The following is a 15850-nucleotide window of genomic DNA, read 5'->3' on the forward strand; positions in this document are numbered from 1 at the left end:
GAAACGAGTCTTGCAGCAAATTGCCGCAAGGTCTTTCCAAAAAGGGCGGCCGCTGTTACTTTCCTGACCGGCCCGGCGCGGCAGTGGCGCGGCGCATAAGGTGGACACATCCCCTTGAAACGGGCGTAACGTTTGAAGGAGTTCACATGCGGCGCAGCATAGGGACGACGGCCGTCGTTGCGGCACTGGCTCTTGCGGCAACAGCTTGCGGAAGCGACGGCGACGAGGGGGGCGGGGGCGCCGACGGTGAGCTTTCCGGCACCGTCACCTACTGGGACACCTCCAACGAGACGGAGGCCGAGGTCTTCCAGGCCGTGGCCGAGGACTTCGAGGAGCAGCACCCCGGGGTCACCGTCGACTACGTGAACATAGGCTTCGACGACGCGCAGAACCGCTTCAAGAACGCCGCGGGCGCCAACGAGGCGCCCGACGTCATGCGCACCGAGGTCGCCTGGGTGGCCGACTTCGCCAGCCTCGGCTACCTCTACCCGCTGGACGACACCGCCGCGCTCGACGACCAGGACGACTTCCTGGACGAAGCCTGGGCCAGCACCCAGTACGACGGCCAGACCTGGGCCGTCCCGCAGGTCACCGACACCCTCGCACTGTTCTACAACCAGGCGCTGCTGGACGAGGCGGGCGTCGAGCCGCCCGCATCCCTCGCCGAGGTCGAGGACGCCACCGCCGCCTTCGAGGAGGCGGGCACCACCCCGCTGTACGTCCGCGGCGACGACCCGTACTGGTTCCTGCCGTTCCTCTACGGCGAGGGCGGCGATCTGGTGGACGCCGAGGCGCAGCAGGTCACCGTCGACGACGCGGCCGGGGTCGCCGCGTTCGAGCAGATGCAGGGCCTGATCGACTCCGGGGCCGCCATCACGGACACCAGCGAGGGCTGGGAGAACATGATGTCGTCCTTCGCGAACGGCGACGTCGCCATGATGATCAACGGCCCCTGGGCCATCGCCGACGCCACCGCCGCCCTCGGCGAGGACCTGGGCGTCGCGCCCGTCCCGGCCGGTGGCGAGGCGCAGGGCTCGCCCCTCGGCGGCTGGAACTACGGCGTCTACGCCGGCACCCCGGACGCCGACGCGTCCTTCGAGTTCGTCAAGTACATGGCCGCCGCGGAAACGCAGACGCGCATCACCGAGGAGCTGAGCCTGCTGCCCACCCGCGCCTCCGTCTACGAGGACCCGGCCGTCCAGGGCAACGAGATGGTGCAGTTCTTCAAGCCGGCCGTGGACGTCGCGCACGAGCGCCCCTGGATTCCCGAGGCGCAGTCCCTCTTCGAGCCGCTGCGCGTCTCCATCGAGGCCATGCTGACCGGCTCCGCCGCACCGGATGAGGCCGCCTCCGACACCGGGGACGCCTACCGCGACCTCCTTGAGGACTGGAGCTGAGCGAGGTGGCACCGGCAACCGCGTCCGCGCGGTCACCCCGCGGAGCACGGAAGCGAGCGGCGCACCCCGCGCCGCGGGCACGAAGGGCCGACAACCATGGCTGACGCTGTGAACCCCCGCGGGACGGCCGCCACTGCCGCCCCGCGGGACGGCCGGCCGGCCGAGGCCGCGGGCGCGCCACGCGCCCGCGGCCCCCGCCGCGCGCCCGGCCGCCTGCGCCGGAAGCTGGCCGACTACTGGTACGCCTGGGCGATGATCGCACCGGTGGTCCTGGTGATCGCCGTCATCATCGGCTGGCCACTGGTCCGCGGGATCTACCTCTCCCTCACCGACGCCGACGAGAGCAACGTCGAACGCACCATCGGCGTCAACACGATCCCCGCGACCTACGACTTCGTCGGCCTGGAGAACTACGCCGACATCCTGCGGGACAACACCTTCTGGGACCGGCTCGGCTGGACCGTCGTGTGGACCGTGGCCTGCGTGAGCATCACGTTCCTCATCGGCCTCGGCCTGGCCAACATGCTCAACCGCAACTTCCGCGGGCGCGCCGCCTACCGCATGGCCCTGATCCTGCCGTGGGCCATCCCGGCGTTCGTCTCCGTCTTCGCCTGGCGGATGCTCTACAACGAGCGCAACGGCATCCTCAACAGCCTCCTCGAAGGCCGCGGCATCGACGGCATCGCCTGGCTGTCCGACCCGGTCTGGGCCAAGATCGCCGTCATCGCCACGAACGTGTGGCTCGGCGTGCCGTTCATGCTCATCGCCATCCTCGGCGCGCTCCAGTCCATCCCCGGCGAACAGTACGAGGCGGCCGAGATGGACGGGGCGAACGCCTGGCAGCGGTTCTGGAACATCACGCTGCCCGGCATCAGCTCCGTGTCCATGACGGTGGTGCTGCTCAGCACCATCTGGACGTTCAACATGTTCCCGGTGATCTACCTGCTGACCCGCGGCGGTCCGGCGGGCTCCACCGACATCCTCGTGACCGAGGCGTTCCGGCTGGCCTTCGTCGCCAGCCCGCGGGACTTCGCGAACTCCGCGGCCTGGGGCGTGCTCATCCTGCTGCTCCTGGTCCTCTTCGCGATCTCCTACCGCAGGGCACTCCGCAGGCAGGGAGAGGTGTGGTGACGATGGCGACCCATACGACACCGAGAAACGGCCACGAGCCCGAGGGCACCGCGCCGCCCGTGCGCCCCACCCCCGAGGCCGTCCCGGGCGGCGGCCTGGTGGGCACAGGCCGCGCCCGGCGTGTCCGCAGGCGCGGCGAACGCAGCCGCGCGGCGTCCATCGGCCTGCACGCGACGCTGCTCGTCGCCGCGCTGATCGCCGTGTTCCCGCCGTTCTGGCTGCTGGTCACCTCCTTCAAGCCGAAGGCCGACACGTTCACCAGGTCGCTCGTCTCCAACTTCACGCTGGACAACTACGACCACGTGATCAACGACACCGAGTTCCTCACGTGGTTCGGCAACTCGGTGCTCATCGTGGTGATCACCACCGTCATCGGCGTGTTCATCTCGTCCACCACCGGCTACGCGCTCAGCCGCTTCCGCTTCCCCGGCATGCGGCCGCTGCTGTGGACCCTGCTGATCACGCAGATGTTCCCCATGGCCGTGCTGATCGTGCCGCTGTACAACCTGATGGCGCGCTACGGCCTGCTCAACCAGCCGACCGGCCTCATCGTCACCTACCTGACCATCGCGGTGCCGTTCTGCGCCTGGATGATGAAGGGCTTCTTCGACACGGTGCCCGTTTCCATCGACGAGTCGGGGCGGGTCGACGGCCTCACCCCGTTCGGCACGTTCTGGCGGCTGATCATGCCGCTGGCCAGGCCCGGCCTGGCCGTCACCGGCTTCTACACGTTCGTCACCGCCTGGGCCGAAGTCGCCTACGCCACGGCGTTCATGACCGGCGAGCAGAACCTGACGCTGGCCGGCGGCCTCCAGACCTTCGTCAACCAGCACACCCAGGACTGGCACCTGATGACGGCCGCCGCGGTGCTCATCGCGGTGCCCGCCACGCTGGTCTTCGGGTACGCACAGCGCCACCTCCAGTCCGGCCTCACCGCAGGCGCCACCAAGTCCTGACCGGACCGAGGGCGCCCCCCGGCCCTTCGCCCGCCCCCGCACGCGACACTCCCAGGGATGACATGACCCAGCACCTCGCCGACCGCACCCAGCCGACCAGCGGCCCCGCAGGCGTCACCGGCAGCCGGCCCGACTGGTGGCGCGACGCGGTCATCTACCAGGTCTACCCGCGGTCCTTCGCCGATGGAAACGGCGACGGCATGGGCGACCTGCCAGGCATCCGCAGCCGGCTGCCCTACCTCGCAGGGCTCGGCGTCGACGCCGTCTGGCTCAGCCCGTTCTACGCCTCGCCGCAGGCCGACGCGGGCTACGACGTCGCCGACTACCGTGCCATCGACCCCATGTTCGGCGATCTGCACGACGCCGACGCCCTCATCCGCGACGCCCACGACCTGGGCCTGCGCATCATCGTCGACCTCGTGCCCAACCACTCCTCCGACCGGCACGAGTGGTTCCAGCGCGCGCTGCGCGAAGGTCCGGGCTCCCCGCTGCGCGCCCGCTACCACTTCAGGCCCGGGCAGGGCGAGGCGGGCGAACGGCCGCCCAACGACTGGGAGTCCATCTTCGGCGGCCCGGCCTGGACCCGCACGGACAACCCCGACGGCACGCCCGGCGAGTGGTACCTGCACCTCTTCGCCCCGCAGCAGCCCGACTTCAACTGGGAGAACCGGGCCGTGCAGGACGAGTTCCGCTCCCTGCTGCGCTTCTGGCTCGACATGGGCGTCGACGGCTTCCGCATCGACGTCGCCCACGGCCTGGTCAAGGCCGCGGGGCTGCCCGACATGGGCCGCGCCGAGCAGCTGAAGATGCTCGGCACGCAGGTCCTGCCCTTCTTCGACCAGGACGGCGTGCACGACATCTACCGCTCCTGGCGCCAGATCCTCGACGAGTACCCGCAGCCGCGCATCGGCGTCGCCGAGGCGTGGACCCCCACCGCCGACCGCACCGCGCTGTACGTGCGCCCCGACGAGCTGCACCAGGCGTTCAACTTCCACTACCTCAACACGCCGTGGGACGCGGCAGGGCTGCGCCGCGTCATCGACTCCTCGCTCGACTCGATGCGGCCCGTCGGCGCCCCCACCACGTGGGTGCTGTCCAACCACGACGTGGTGCGCCACCTGACCCGGCTCGGCGGCGGCCCGGCGCGGGCCCGCGCCGCGACCCTGCTGATGCTCGCGCTGCCCGGCTCCGCGTACATCTACCAGGGGGAGGAACTGGGGCTGCCCGAAGTCACCGACCTGCCCGACGAGGTGCGGCAGGACCCCGCGTTCTTCCGCCGCGGCGCCCGCGCCGAATCCGACGGGCAGGACGGTCTGCGGGACGGCTGCCGCGTGCCGATACCGTGGACCGCGCAGGGCGAGTCGTACGGCTTCGGCAGCGGCGGCAGCTGGCTGCCGCAGCCCGCCGCCTGGGGCAAGCTGGCCGTCGCCGAGCAGACCGGCGACCCCGAGTCGACCCTGGAGCTGTACCGGGCGGCCCTCGCCATCCGCAGGGGCCACCCGGCGCTCGGCGCGGGCGACGCCGTCGAGTGGCTGGCCGCGCCCGCGGGCGTGCTCGCGTTCCGCCGCCGCGGCGCGGACGGCTCCGCCCTGGTCTGCGCCGTGAACACCACCGAGGCACCCGTGCCGCTGCCCGAGCTGCTGACGGAGTCCGGCCACGCGCTGCTGGCCAGCGGCCACCGCCCGGCCGGCAGCACGCTGCCGGCGGACACCACGGTGTGGTGGCAGGCGTGAGCGCTGCCGAACGGCGCGCCGCGCGGCCGGGCCGTCGCGGGCACGTCCGCCCGGGAGGCGGCCGTGGCTGAGCCGGGCGCGGCGCTGCCGCAGCCCGCCCGGCTGGCCGACATCGCCGGGCAGGCCCGGGTCAGCGAGGCCACGGTCAGCCGGGTGCTCAACGGCAAGACGGGCGTGGCGGCGGCCACCAGACAGCGGGTGCTCGCGGCGCTCGACGTGCTCGGCTACGAACGGCCGGTGCGGCTGCGGCAGCGCAGCGCCGGCCTCGTCGGGCTGGTCATCCCCGAGCTGACCAACCCGATCTTCCCCGCGTTCGCGCAGGTCATCGAGCAGGTGCTGGCCGGGCACGGCTACACGCCCGTGCTGTGCACGCAGAGCCCGGGGGGCGCGACGGAGGACGAGCTGGTCGACCAGCTCGTCGAACGCGGCGTCACGGGCATCGTGTTCATGTCAGGACTGCACGCCGACACCACGGCCGACCCGGCCAGGTACGCGCGGTTGAGCGGGCGCGGGGTGCCGTTCGTGCTGATCAACGGGTTCAACCCGCGGGTGAAAGCCCCGTTCGTCTCGCCCGACGACGCCGCCGCCACCCGCATCGCGGTACAGCACCTGCGGGCGCTCGGCCACCGCCGCGTCGGCCTGGCCGTGGGCCCGCACCGCTTCGTGCCGGTGCGGCGCAAGGTCGCCGGCTTCCGGGAGGAGACCGCGGAGGAAGGCGTCGTGCAGCACTCGCTGTTCAGCGTCGAGGGCGGCCAGGCGGCCGCCGCGGTCCTGCTCGACGCGGGCTGCACGGGCATCGTCTGCGGCAGCGACATGATGGCGCTCGGCGCGATCCGCGCCGTCCGGCAGCGCGGCCTCGACGTGCCGCGGGACGTGTCGGTCGTCGGCTACGACGACTCCGACCTGTTCGCGTTCACCGACCCGCCGCTCACGACGCTGCGCCAGCCGGTACGGGCGATGGCGAGCGCCGCGGTGAACGCGCTGCTCGAAGAGATCAACGGCAACCTGGTACAGCACACCGAGTTTGTCTTCCAACCGGAACTGGTGGTCAGAGGATCAACGGCCAAGGTCCCTCCGGAAGTTGATCGAAGCGGTTGAACGCCGCGCCGTCCGCCCCTGCTTACTCACGCCACGGTGCAGCGGATGAGTTCGACGACGAGCTGCGAGGCCGGGAACCAGGGCGCGCGCGGGTCGCCGTAGGGCAGGCAGTCGTCGGGTCGGGGCGCTAGGCCCCCGTTCGGGGTGGGCGTGAAGAACCCGCCGAACACGCCCCAGGTCCGCGGCTTGCGGACCCGAACGGTCACCGGATCGGTCAAGTGCGGGCAGTAGCGGGTGGCCAGGGCCGCGCAGGGGCGGCAGACCGGCGGCTTGGTGCACAGCATCCGCTCGGGCCAGTCCGGTGACGCTCCTGGCCCGGCGGGGCGTTGGAGCAGGAACAGCCACCCCTTGGCCGTGCGGCTGGCCTGCCCGCCGCAGACCTAATCCGTTGCTGAGGACGTAATGGGCCTGGCGCGACCTCTACATCCCCTCCCGGCGGCTCTACTTCGCCACGGCCCGCCCTGCGGAACACGCCGACGTCATCGTGTACAACGATCCGATCCAACTGCCGGCCTGGGCGGCACACGGCAGGTCGGCTGAGGGGCTCAGGGCTTGCGTCCGACTCCGCCCACGAGATCGGCCACGAGTGCGTCCCACTCGTGCGTGTAGGGGAAGCAGGTGTCGGGGCGCCATGAAGTCAGCGGGACGACGCCCGGGGCGACGAGGTCGAGGTTGTCGAAGTAGCCGGCGATCTGCTTGGGGGAGCGCAGGTGGTAGGGGAAGGGGACGGATCGGTTGTATCGCGCTTGGAGGGCGCGCCACTCCACCGAAGTGTTCCGACACGTCGTGTGTCATGAGATGGCTTCCGGCGGGAAGTCCGGCCATCAACTCCCGCACGGTCGCGCATGCTTGCTCGTACGTCGCAGTGTGGCCGAGGATGCCGCTGAGCACGAGGGCGACGGGCCGCGAGAGGTCGAGGGTGTGCGCTGCGGCGGCGAGGACCTCGTCGGGCTGGTGGAGGTCGGCCAGCACACAGGTGGTGGTGTCCCCTTCCGCCCGGGCGAGGAGCCAGTTGGCGTGCCGTACGGTCTGCGGGTCGTTGCCGACGTAGACGACGCGGGCCGAGGGATTCGCCCGTTGGGCGATCTCGTGGGTATTGCCCGTGGTCGGCAATCCTGAGCCGATGTCCAGGAACTGGCTGGGACCTGCCTCCCGTGTCAGGTAGTCGACCGTGCGGATGAGGAAGTGCCGAGTGCTCCTCACCCTTTCCAGCACTCCGGGGTATTCCGTGGCCAGTCGGTTGCCTGCGGCTCGGTCCACGGCAAAGTTGTGGATGCCGCCGAGCCAGTGGTCCCAGATGCGTGCCTGGCTTCGCACGGAGATGTCGGTCTCCGATTCCAAGTCCGGGCCAGGAACAGAGGATTACAGTGCATGTGGGTTGTCGGTCACCTGTCCATTGCAGCGACCCGGGCGGCGGGATCACAAGGGAAGTTGTCGCCTCCTGCTCGTGTGAGTGATGTCGAGGCGATGTCAACGGAGACGTCGCCATGAATTCCCCCGCATGTTGGGGGGTATTGCGCGTTCCTTTCGGGGTACGCTGCCGCGCCTGCGATGCGGGGTGTCGCGGCACCGGCTTGACCAGGCGGGGAAGTAACAGTCCCGGCAGAAGTGTTGAGGGCAGCTGGTCGACACGATCATATGGGCGGCGTTGACTTTCCTCCCGCCAGCGGCGCCCGGTCGGCGCGGGATTTACGGGCGAAACGTTTCGGCTCACCCTTGCGGGTGAATGACCCGGCCGGTCGGCATGGGCGATGCGGGCTGCGGAAAGGCAGTCGGTGTCGTGTGGACGCACAGCTATGAGACGTCGATCTTCGCCGCAAAGGGAAACCGCTCGTCAATTATCCCGGCAGTGCACGTGAAGTGAAGTTCATACGGTACAGATCATTCCCTCCCGAGCCTCTCAGCTCACACCATTTCCTCAGCCGAGCGGGCGGCTTTCCGTGTGAGTCGCGCGGCCGTCCGCAGGTCGTACGAAAGGAATGTGGCTATGTCTGGACAAGCCCCGGAGTCCGTACGTCCCTACACGTATCTCGCGCAGCACTACGACGCGATGGAGGCGTGGGTGTGCGGCGACTGGCACGAATCCACGCGAGTTCAGATGGCCGACTTCATCGAGGCGGTCTGGCAGAAGCGCGGGGCACCGGTGCACAAGGTTCTGGACCTCTGCTGCGGTACCGGTCTCCTGCTCAGGGAGATGACGCAGCGCGGGTACACGGTGACGGGGGTCGACCGGTCCGCGACCATGCTGGAGCAATCCGCGCAGAAGCTCGTGCCGGAGGCGCGGGAGCGACTGGTCCAGGGAGAGCTGCCCCTTATTCCGCTGGAGGAGGAGTTCGACGCCGTGCACTGCACCGGGGCGGCGTTGAACTACCTGCCGAACGACACGTCGCTGCTGCGGTCGTTCGAGTCCGTGTACCGAGTGCTGCGTCCCGGCGGCACGTTCGTCTTCGACCTCTACACCGACGCCCTCATGAGGCGTTATGTCGAGAGGACGACCCCCCATGCCGTGGCCCAGGAGTTGCCAGGGGGATACACGTTCTCCCTGCGCTGTAGGCGCCCCTCCGCGGGTGAATCCTTCGATATGACCTCCGTGCAGTACCTGCGTGACGACACCACGCAGACGTACGTCCGCACCGTCGAGGTGCACCACGTGTACCCCCAGAGCCAGGAGAAAGTCCGTAGCCTGGTTGCTCAGGCTGGATTCGGCGGCATTGAGGTATTCGACAACTACCGGCCTCAGCCGACTGGTTCCCGGACGCTCTACGAGACCTATGTGATGGTGAAGCCCGACTAGAACCGCCGGGCCGCCATCCGAGTGCGTAGTGTCCGCCAGGAACAGGTGAGGCCGGCGCAGGGGCCGGAAAACCTCTCGGCAATTCCGTGGCGGCGCCCTGCCTGACCCCGCCCGAACACAAGCCGTCCCCCATCTGGATTGCCCGGGCCGTCCCGACATCGCATGGAAGGAACCACACCATGAGCACGCAGATCTCGGAGAGCGCGCAGACCTCGGAACCAGAATCTCCCTACGCGTCCTCGTCCCAGTACTACGACGCCTCCGAAGTCTGGGCCTGCCGCTACTGGCAGGAAGCTCCCCGTCTTCAGAAGGCCAGCTTCATCCAGTCGCTCTGGGAAGAGCGTGACGCGCCGGTGCACAAGGTTCTGGACCTCTGCTGCGGTACCGGCCTCCTGCTTCGGGATCTGACCCAGCGGGGATACACCGTCACGGGACTGGACCGGTCCGCGGCCATGCTGGAGCAGGCAGCGCACAAACTCGGGTCGCAGGCGGAGGGACGGCTCGTGCTCGGCGAGCTGCCGGACATTCCCCTTCAGGAGGAGTTCGACGCTGTCTACTCCACGGGCGGCGCGTTGAACTACCTGCCGAACGACACGTCGCTGCTGCGGTCCTTCGAGTCCGTGTACCGAGTGCTGCGTCCCGGCGGCACGTTCGTCTTCGACCTCTACACCGACGCCCTTATGGAACATCACGTCGAGCAGACGACACTCTCCGTCCGTGCCATCGAACTGGGGGAAGGGTGCACGATGCTCTACCGGTGCGAGCGGCCCGCACGGGAATCGCACTTCTACGACGTCACGTTCGCGCACTACGTCCGCGACGACGCCACCCAGAGGTACACCCGTACCGGCGAGGCTCACCGCATGTTCACCCGGACCGCGGAAAAGGTCCGGAGTCTGGTTGCCCAGGCAGGATTCGGCGACATCAAGACCTTCGACAACTACCAGCGCCAACCGATCGGTTCGCAGACGTTCCACGAGACCTACGCGGTGGTCAAGAACAGTCACTCGGCCCGTTCGACCTCGGCTTGAGCCTGCCAGGTGAAGGGTGCGGGCGGCTTCGAGCGGTTCGGTGACGCGGGGCGGTGCCGCGTCCGCCCGGGCCCGTGGCAACGGCGCGATCAGCGACTGCTGTTGATCCGACAGCCCGTCCCGATAGCCCATAGCCCATAGCCCATAGGAACGCGAAGAACGACCGATCCGTCGGACAGTCCCAACCGCGAAGAGCCTCATGTCAGCCGTTGTCGTCGTCGGTGCGGGGATCGTCGCCGCCTCCCCGGCCACCCTGGCGCGGGTCACGGCACCGCCCGGCCTGGTCGGAACCATCGTGGCCCGCCCCGACTTCGAGGTCCGGGAAGTGCGGGACGGTGAGCTCCTGTTGGTCGTGCCGCACGTCGACGGTCCGGCGGCGCTCCGTGAACGGGCCGCGCACGACGCGTTCCAACGCCTGGGGACCGCCTTCCGCGGCAGCGACGAGTGCCGTCTGCTGGGCTACCGCAGCGGCGCACGCCCCATGCCCGCGCACGGGCCGCTCATCGGCTACGCGACACGCGATCGGTCCGTCTACGTCGCGGTGATGCACCCAGGCGTCACCTGGCGCCCACCGTCGGACGGCTCGTCGCCGACGAACTCGTGACCGGCGCACCGGCGCGCGAGCTTCGGGGCTGCCGGCCACGCGTGCACTGAGAGATCGTCCGGGGGAGGAAACCCATCCCCGCCGATTTCCTCGGGCCCGACGGCACATGGCCGAAGCCGGAGAACGACGGCGGACAGGCGGCCGTTGCCGAGGAGGCCGGGCCGCCGTGCCCGCTCCAGGAATTGACACCTGGTCGGCAGACCGTGTCCGCCCGCGGGATCCTCAGCGCGCGGCTCCGCGAGGGGCGCCAAGCGTGAGGAGACGGCGCGGCGGAGGCTGTTCACGCTCTGGTGGCCGAAAGTCACGGGGCGGAAGCTATGGGTGATGGAGGGGTGATGGTCATCCGCTCCGAGTCCCACGAAGGAGATCTGGGTTGCGACTCATGCCCCGAGCACCGCTCGCCCACCGGGCCATGTGCCCTGCTCCGTCCGCGGCTGTTCCCGCGGACTCCGCCGCGGTCCGCCGTGCCGACCTCGTCTTCGTCTCATGAGCGCCCCCGGGGCCGTCGCCGTGCTCGGCACGGGGCGCATGGGCGGCGCCATGGCAGGGGCCTTCCTCGCTGCGGGGCACCGGACCGCGGTGTGGAACCGTTCTCCCGGCAGGACGGGTCCCCTGGTCGCCGCGGGCGCCGCACCGGCCGAATCGCCGGCCGCGGCGGCGGCCACGGCGCCGCTGGTGGTCCTGTGCGTCACGGATGACCGGGCGGCCCGCGGCGTCCTCGCCGAGGCGGCCCCCGCCCTCGACGGCCGCACCGTGGTCAACGCCACCACGAGCACCCCGGACCAGGCCCGCGACGCCGCCGAGTGGGTCACGGCCAGGGGCGCTGCCTATCTTTCTGCGCCGGTGATGGCCGACTGCCGTGCCATGGGCCGGCCGGAGACCCACATCCTGTACGCGGGGCCGCGCGCCGCGTTCGACCGGCATGAAACGACGCTGCACGCCCTGGGGGGAGCCGCCCGCTACGTCGGCAGCGACCCGGGGCGCGCGCCGCTTTTCGAGCTGGCGATGACGGGCTTGTTCTTCGAGTTCTGGACCGGCTACCTGCACGTCCTGGCCTTGATGCGCCACGAGGGGGTGGCCGCCGGGGAGTTCGCACCCGTGGCGGAGCGCACCGCCGCCGAGATTCCGCGCCTGCTGCCGCTGATCGCCCACCAGATCGACACCGGCGACTACGACCCCGCCGCGTACGGAGGCGTCCGCGACCAGGCGGAGCTGGTGGACCTGGTGATCGGCCTGCGGCGCACCCGCGGCATCGACACCACGCGGCTGGATCATCTGCGGGCGTTGATGGCGCGGGGGATCGCCGAGGGCAACGGCGAGCGGGGCATGTCCAGCCTGATCGAAACCGTTGAAACCGTTGAAACCGTCGAAAAACCGCGGGCCGCCGCGTCCGGCGACCGGACCTCGTAGGAGCGCCGAGGGGCATCACCGTTCGGCCCCAGGGGCGCTCCGCCCCGGAAGGCCGGACGCCCCTCTCCGGGCCTCGGGTCCGGCCCGAGGCGGTAATCACCTGCCCGACCACGCGGGATCAACCGACAGGTGGGCCGCCCCGCGGTCAGTGCAGGTGGTTGACGAGGAGAGCGGCGAGGAGCTCGCCGTCTTCGCTCCTGGCCTCGGAACCGCACACGCTGACGTCATCCGCCACCGGGAACGCCAGCACATTGGCGCCGGTCTCCGGATCGGCGATCTCGTCGGCCCAGTTGTCTTTTCCGGAACGCGCCCGGTCGGACGTCAGCGCCTTCCTCGCCCTGGCTATCGGTTCGCTCTCCGGGTCCTCCCGCGTCACGCGACTCGCGCGCCCACTCATCAAACAGGCGTAGCCCCCGAGTTCCTGCGAGACGCTCCCGTAGCCCCAGTTCCAGCTCGGCGCGGTCAGACGTTCGGGCTCTGCCGGCGGGATGAAGAGCGTGTTCACGAAATACCGCTCCGGCTCGTGTCGATGACCGCCGGACGAGGTGCCGGTGTCCACGACGGAGCTCATCCGACGGTGTCGCGCGGCGGACCCTTCCTGAAGGGGCAGGGTGACCTTCGTGAGTTCGTCAGGCGGTCAGGCGTTCCGGCCTGCTCGGGCCGTCGCCGGCGGATGAGTGCGCGGCCGAGAACGGCCGTCCGCTGCGGGCCGGAACCGTCACAGGCCAAGCAGCAGGTCCAGGACCGCGGCGGGCCGGGACAGGAAAGGGTGGTGGCCGGCGTCGAGTTCGACGACGCGGCCGGCCCGGCGGGCGAACTCGCGCTGTAGCCGCGGCGGCGTGCCCCGGTCCTTCTCCGACGGGCGGCTCCGGCCCCGGGCCGTCATCGCGGGGGGTGCATCCCCCGACCGGCCGGGCGCGTGGGGCCGCTGGGCCCTCGGTCGGCCGGGGGCTGCTGGAAAGGTAGCAGCGCGCAACTTCTTGCGAAAGGGATTGCGGGCAGGCGACGCGAACATTTCCTCATCGTGTCGCGTCCCTTGACCGTTCAACGGGCCGCCTCTACGTTCTTCCGTGCAACTTCTTGCAGAAAGTGCCGGTTCGACTCCCGTCGGCCGCGCGGGCACGGCGCGTTGCCTCCCACGGCCGCACCCCACCTCTCCAGGAGGTCTCGTGTCCGTTCGTCACCAGAGACGACCCCGCCCACGGCGGCCGGTCGCAGGGCTCCGGCGCCTCGGCCGCGCCGCGCTCGCCGGCCTGCTCGTCGTACCCGCCGCCGTGGTCTCGCTGACCGCCACCGCCCCCGCCGGCCAGGCCACGCCGGCCCAGACCGCACCGAGCGAAGCCGGGCCGACCGAGGCAGCGGCACCCCCCGAGGCCGCCGCACCCCCCGGGGCCAAGGACGTGACCGCCGTCCTCTTCAACTGGAACTTCGACTCCATCGCCCGTGAGTGCACGCAGCGGCTCGGGCCGGCCGGGTACGGATACGTGCAGGTCTCCCCGCCCCAGGAGCAGATCCAGGGCAACCAGTGGTGGACCAACTACCAGCCGGTCAGCTACCAGATCAACAGCCGCCTGGGCAACCGCGCCCAGTTCGAGAACATGGTCTCCACCTGCCGGAACGCGGGCGTCGGCGTCGTTGTCGACGCGGTCATCAACCACATGACGGCCGGCTCCGGCACCGGCACCGGCGGCTCGTCCTACACCAAGTACGACTACCCGGCCGCGCCGTACAGCGACTGGGACTTCCACTCCTGCCGCCGCGACATCGGCAACAACTACGGCGACCGCTACAACGTGCAGAACTGCGAACTGGTCGGCCTCGCCGACCTCGACACCGGCAAGGACTACGTCCGCGGGCGCATCGCCGACTACCTCAACGACCTGCTGTCCCTCGGTGTGGCCGGCTTCCGCATCGACGCCGTCAAGCACATCCCGGCCACCGACCTGGCCAACATCCGCTCCCGCCTGTCAGAGCCGGGCGTCTACTGGAAGCAGGAGGCGATCTTCGGCGCGGGCGAGGCGATCAGTCCCGACGAGTACCGGGCGACCGGCGACGTCCAGGAGTTCCGCTACGGCCGTGACCTCAAGCGGGTCTTCGAGAACGAAAGCCTCGCCTACCTGGAGAACTACGGCGAGGGCTGGGGCTACATGCCCAGCAACGGCACCGCCGTATTCGTCGACAACCACGACACCGAACGCAACGGCTCCACCCTCAACTACAACAGCGGCGCCAACTACACCCTGGCCAACGTCTTCATGCTGGCCTGGCCCTACGGCGCGCCCGACGTCCACTCCGGCTACGAGTTCAGCAATCACGACGCGGGCCCGCCCAACAACGGAAACGTGAACGCCTGCTGGCAGGACGGCTGGAAGTGCCAGCACGCCTGGCCCGAGATCGAGTCCATGGTCGAGTTCCGCAACGTCAGCCGCGGCCAGGCCGTCACCAACTGGTGGGACAACGGGAACGACGCCATCGCCTTCGGCCGCGGCAGCCAGGCGTACGTCGCCATCAACCACGAATCCGGCTCCCTGACCCACACCTTCCAGACCTCGCTCGCCGCCGGCACCTACTGCGACGTACAGAGCGGCCGGTCCCTCACGGTCGACGGCTCCGGCCGGTTCACCGCAACCCTCGGCAGCAACACCGCCGTTGCCCTCCACACCGGCGCCCGCACCTGCGACGGCGACCCCGGCCCCGCACCGACGGCCGGCGCCTCGTTCAGCGTCGACGCGCGGACGCAGTGGGGCGAGAGCATCCACCTGGTCGGCAGCCTCCCGCAGCTCGGCGGCTGGGACCCGGAGCAGGCCGTCCGGCTCGACGCCGGCGCCTACCCGCGGTGGCGCACCGAAGTGGCACTGCCCGCGGGCACCACGTTCGAGTACAAGTACGTCCGCCGGTGGGAGAGCTCCGCCGGCGTCACCTGGGAAAGCGGCGGCAACAGGACCGCCACCGTGCCGCAGAGCGGCCGCGCCGTACTGAACGACGTCTGGCGCACCTGACGTTCAGGTGCCGCACGCCCCGCGGCCGGTGACCGCCGTCAGCCCCCGTCGGTCACCGGCCGCAGCCAGCCCTCGGGAACGACGGTGCCCTCGCCGAAGTCCTCGGCCAGGGACTGTCTCAACTCGGGCGTGTCCGCCACCACATCGGCCCGGACCACCCGGCTCTCCTCGTCGACGTGCGCCGACAGGACATCGTCGGGGTACTCCGCCATCAGCGATTGCTGTACCTCGGCCAGCTCCTCGGGGCTGCGGTCGGCCGGCGGCACCTCCGGCTCCTCCGGCGCGGGCGCCACCCCGTCCGGCGCCTCGGTCTCCGGCGGCTCCGTCAGCGTGAACCGTTCGCCGTCCCACGTACCGGTCACCACGTAGTGCCCCCACGTGGTGTCCGCGGCGGACTCCGACTCCACCGCGTTCCAGTCCCAGCCCTCGACCGGGAGGCCGGTACCGCACTGCGGCGGCATCGACTCCATCAGCCCCGAGCAGAGCATCGGTTCGCCGTCCCCGGACTGGAGCACGGCACCGGACACCTGATACTGCGCCCCGTCCTGACCGCCCCCGTCCGCGGGCGGCTCAGGAGAGGAATCACCGGCCGGCGGCGCGCCGGAATCGGCGGACTCCTCCCCACAGGCACCGAGCAGCAGAACAACGGGCAGTATGCCCACAATAGTTCGCTTCCTCATGGTGATGTGACGCGGCC

At 70.3% G+C, this 15850-nt stretch carries 15 protein-coding genes and 1 pseudogene; 10 read left to right on the forward strand and 6 right to left on the reverse strand.

Annotated features, from left to right (window positions below; genetic code table 11):
- The first annotated feature begins 146 nt into the window (after window positions 1-146).
- The 5 genes from STBA_RS27895 (at window position 147) to STBA_RS27915 (ending at window position 6315) form a co-directional block, all read left to right on the forward strand.
- Window positions 147-1397, forward strand: a complete 1251-nt coding sequence (locus tag STBA_RS27895) for an extracellular solute-binding protein (RefSeq protein ID WP_077061839.1) — start codon at window positions 147-149, stop codon at window positions 1395-1397.
- Between the two features lie 252 nt (window positions 1398-1649).
- On the forward strand, window positions 1650-2528 hold the full coding sequence (locus tag STBA_RS27900) for a sugar ABC transporter permease (RefSeq protein WP_253195291.1): 879 nt from the start codon (window positions 1650-1652) through the stop codon (window positions 2526-2528).
- Between the two features lie 2 nt (window positions 2529-2530).
- A complete protein-coding gene (locus STBA_RS27905) occupies window positions 2531-3484 on the forward strand; it encodes a carbohydrate ABC transporter permease (protein ID WP_079252214.1) in 954 nt (317 codons plus the stop codon).
- A 62-nt stretch (window positions 3485-3546) separates the two neighbouring features.
- Window positions 3547-5217 (forward strand): glycoside hydrolase family 13 protein, encoded by a 1671-nt coding sequence (locus STBA_RS27910; protein ID WP_077061841.1) that lies wholly within the window; start codon window positions 3547-3549, stop codon window positions 5215-5217.
- A 63-nt stretch (window positions 5218-5280) separates the two neighbouring features.
- Entirely contained in the window at window positions 5281-6315 is a 1035-nt protein-coding gene (locus STBA_RS27915) for a LacI family DNA-binding transcriptional regulator (protein WP_077061842.1), read from the forward strand.
- A gap of 26 nt (window positions 6316-6341) precedes the next feature.
- Here STBA_RS27915 and STBA_RS27920 read toward each other — a convergent pair whose 3' ends face one another.
- From STBA_RS27920 to STBA_RS39070, 3 genes and pseudogenes are all read right to left on the reverse strand, one after another.
- Window positions 6342-6599, reverse strand: a complete 258-nt coding sequence (locus STBA_RS27920; protein WP_077061843.1) for a hypothetical protein — start codon at window positions 6597-6599, stop codon at window positions 6342-6344.
- A 261-nt stretch (window positions 6600-6860) separates the two neighbouring features.
- Window positions 6861-7082 carry an SAM-dependent methyltransferase gene (locus tag STBA_RS39065; protein WP_253195052.1) on the reverse strand — a complete coding sequence of 74 codons (222 nt, stop codon included), beginning with the start codon at window positions 7080-7082 and terminating at the stop codon, window positions 6861-6863.
- A 67-nt stretch (window positions 7083-7149) separates the two neighbouring features.
- A pseudogene (locus STBA_RS39070) lies at window positions 7150-7632 on the reverse strand (SAM-dependent methyltransferase); the annotation flags it as partial.
- A gap of 670 nt (window positions 7633-8302) precedes the next feature.
- On the opposite strand from STBA_RS39070, the gene STBA_RS27930 reads away from it, so the two are divergent.
- The 4 genes from STBA_RS27930 to STBA_RS27945 all read left to right on the forward strand — a co-directional run bounded on the left by STBA_RS27930 (window position 8303) and on the right by STBA_RS27945 (window position 12154).
- Complete coding sequence (locus STBA_RS27930) at window positions 8303-9109, forward strand: class I SAM-dependent methyltransferase (protein ID WP_077061844.1); 807 nt, start codon at window positions 8303-8305, stop codon at window positions 9107-9109.
- Between the two features lie 179 nt (window positions 9110-9288).
- A complete protein-coding gene (locus STBA_RS27935) occupies window positions 9289-10140 on the forward strand; it encodes a class I SAM-dependent methyltransferase (protein ID WP_077061845.1) in 852 nt (283 codons plus the stop codon).
- Between the two features lie 199 nt (window positions 10141-10339).
- Window positions 10340-10744, forward strand: coding sequence for a hypothetical protein (locus STBA_RS27940; protein ID WP_077061846.1), 405 nt, complete (start codon window positions 10340-10342; stop codon window positions 10742-10744).
- A gap of 486 nt (window positions 10745-11230) precedes the next feature.
- A complete protein-coding gene (locus STBA_RS27945) occupies window positions 11231-12154 on the forward strand; it encodes an NAD(P)-binding domain-containing protein (RefSeq protein ID WP_077061847.1) in 924 nt (307 codons plus the stop codon).
- A 145-nt stretch (window positions 12155-12299) separates the two neighbouring features.
- On the opposite strand, the gene STBA_RS27950 is transcribed toward STBA_RS27945, so the two are convergent.
- Both STBA_RS27950 and STBA_RS27955 read right to left on the reverse strand, forming a co-directional pair.
- Window positions 12300-12725, reverse strand: coding sequence for a hypothetical protein (locus STBA_RS27950; RefSeq protein ID WP_077061848.1), 426 nt, complete (start codon window positions 12723-12725; stop codon window positions 12300-12302).
- A gap of 147 nt (window positions 12726-12872) precedes the next feature.
- Window positions 12873-13040, reverse strand: coding sequence for a hypothetical protein (locus tag STBA_RS27955; RefSeq protein ID WP_253195054.1), 168 nt, complete (start codon window positions 13038-13040; stop codon window positions 12873-12875).
- A 283-nt stretch (window positions 13041-13323) separates the two neighbouring features.
- Between STBA_RS27955 and STBA_RS27960 the strand changes: the two genes are divergently transcribed.
- Window positions 13324-15153: a carbohydrate-binding module family 20 domain-containing protein gene (locus tag STBA_RS27960; protein WP_253195056.1), complete on the forward strand. Its 1830-nt coding sequence runs from the start codon at window positions 13324-13326 to the stop codon at window positions 15151-15153.
- A 38-nt stretch (window positions 15154-15191) separates the two neighbouring features.
- On the opposite strand, the gene STBA_RS27965 is transcribed toward STBA_RS27960, so the two are convergent.
- Window positions 15192-15815, reverse strand: a complete 624-nt coding sequence (locus STBA_RS27965) for a hypothetical protein (protein WP_077061849.1) — start codon at window positions 15813-15815, stop codon at window positions 15192-15194.
- Window positions 15816-15850: the final 35 nt, after the last annotated feature.

The organism is Streptomyces sp. MP131-18, assembly GCF_001984575.1.
Taxonomy (GTDB): domain Bacteria; phylum Actinomycetota; class Actinomycetes; order Streptomycetales; family Streptomycetaceae; genus Streptomyces; species Streptomyces johnsoniae.

What these genes read in the sequence shown, in the direction of transcription:
- STBA_RS27920 (WP_077061843.1), bottom strand. Translation starts at nt 6,599, where the DNA reads ATGCTGTGCACCAAGCCGCCGGTCTGCCGCCCCTGCGCGGCCCTGGCC.
- STBA_RS27910 (WP_077061841.1), top strand. Translation starts at nt 3,547, where the DNA reads ATGACCCAGCACCTCGCCGACCGCACCCAGCCGACCAGCGGCCCCGCA.
- STBA_RS27930 (WP_077061844.1), top strand. Translation starts at nt 8,303, where the DNA reads ATGTCTGGACAAGCCCCGGAGTCCGTACGTCCCTACACGTATCTCGCG.
- STBA_RS27900 (WP_253195291.1), top strand. Translation starts at nt 1,650, where the DNA reads ATGATCGCACCGGTGGTCCTGGTGATCGCCGTCATCATCGGCTGGCCA.
- STBA_RS27945 (WP_077061847.1), top strand. Translation starts at nt 11,231, where the DNA reads ATGAGCGCCCCCGGGGCCGTCGCCGTGCTCGGCACGGGGCGCATGGGC.
- STBA_RS27895 (WP_077061839.1), top strand. Translation starts at nt 147, where the DNA reads ATGCGGCGCAGCATAGGGACGACGGCCGTCGTTGCGGCACTGGCTCTT.
- STBA_RS27940 (WP_077061846.1), top strand. Translation starts at nt 10,340, where the DNA reads ATGTCAGCCGTTGTCGTCGTCGGTGCGGGGATCGTCGCCGCCTCCCCG.
- STBA_RS27950 (WP_077061848.1), bottom strand. Translation starts at nt 12,725, where the DNA reads ATGAGCTCCGTCGTGGACACCGGCACCTCGTCCGGCGGTCATCGACAC.
- STBA_RS27935 (WP_077061845.1), top strand. Translation starts at nt 9,289, where the DNA reads ATGAGCACGCAGATCTCGGAGAGCGCGCAGACCTCGGAACCAGAATCT.
- STBA_RS27955 (WP_253195054.1), bottom strand. Translation starts at nt 13,040, where the DNA reads ATGACGGCCCGGGGCCGGAGCCGCCCGTCGGAGAAGGACCGGGGCACG.
- STBA_RS27905 (WP_079252214.1), top strand. Translation starts at nt 2,531, where the DNA reads ATGGCGACCCATACGACACCGAGAAACGGCCACGAGCCCGAGGGCACC.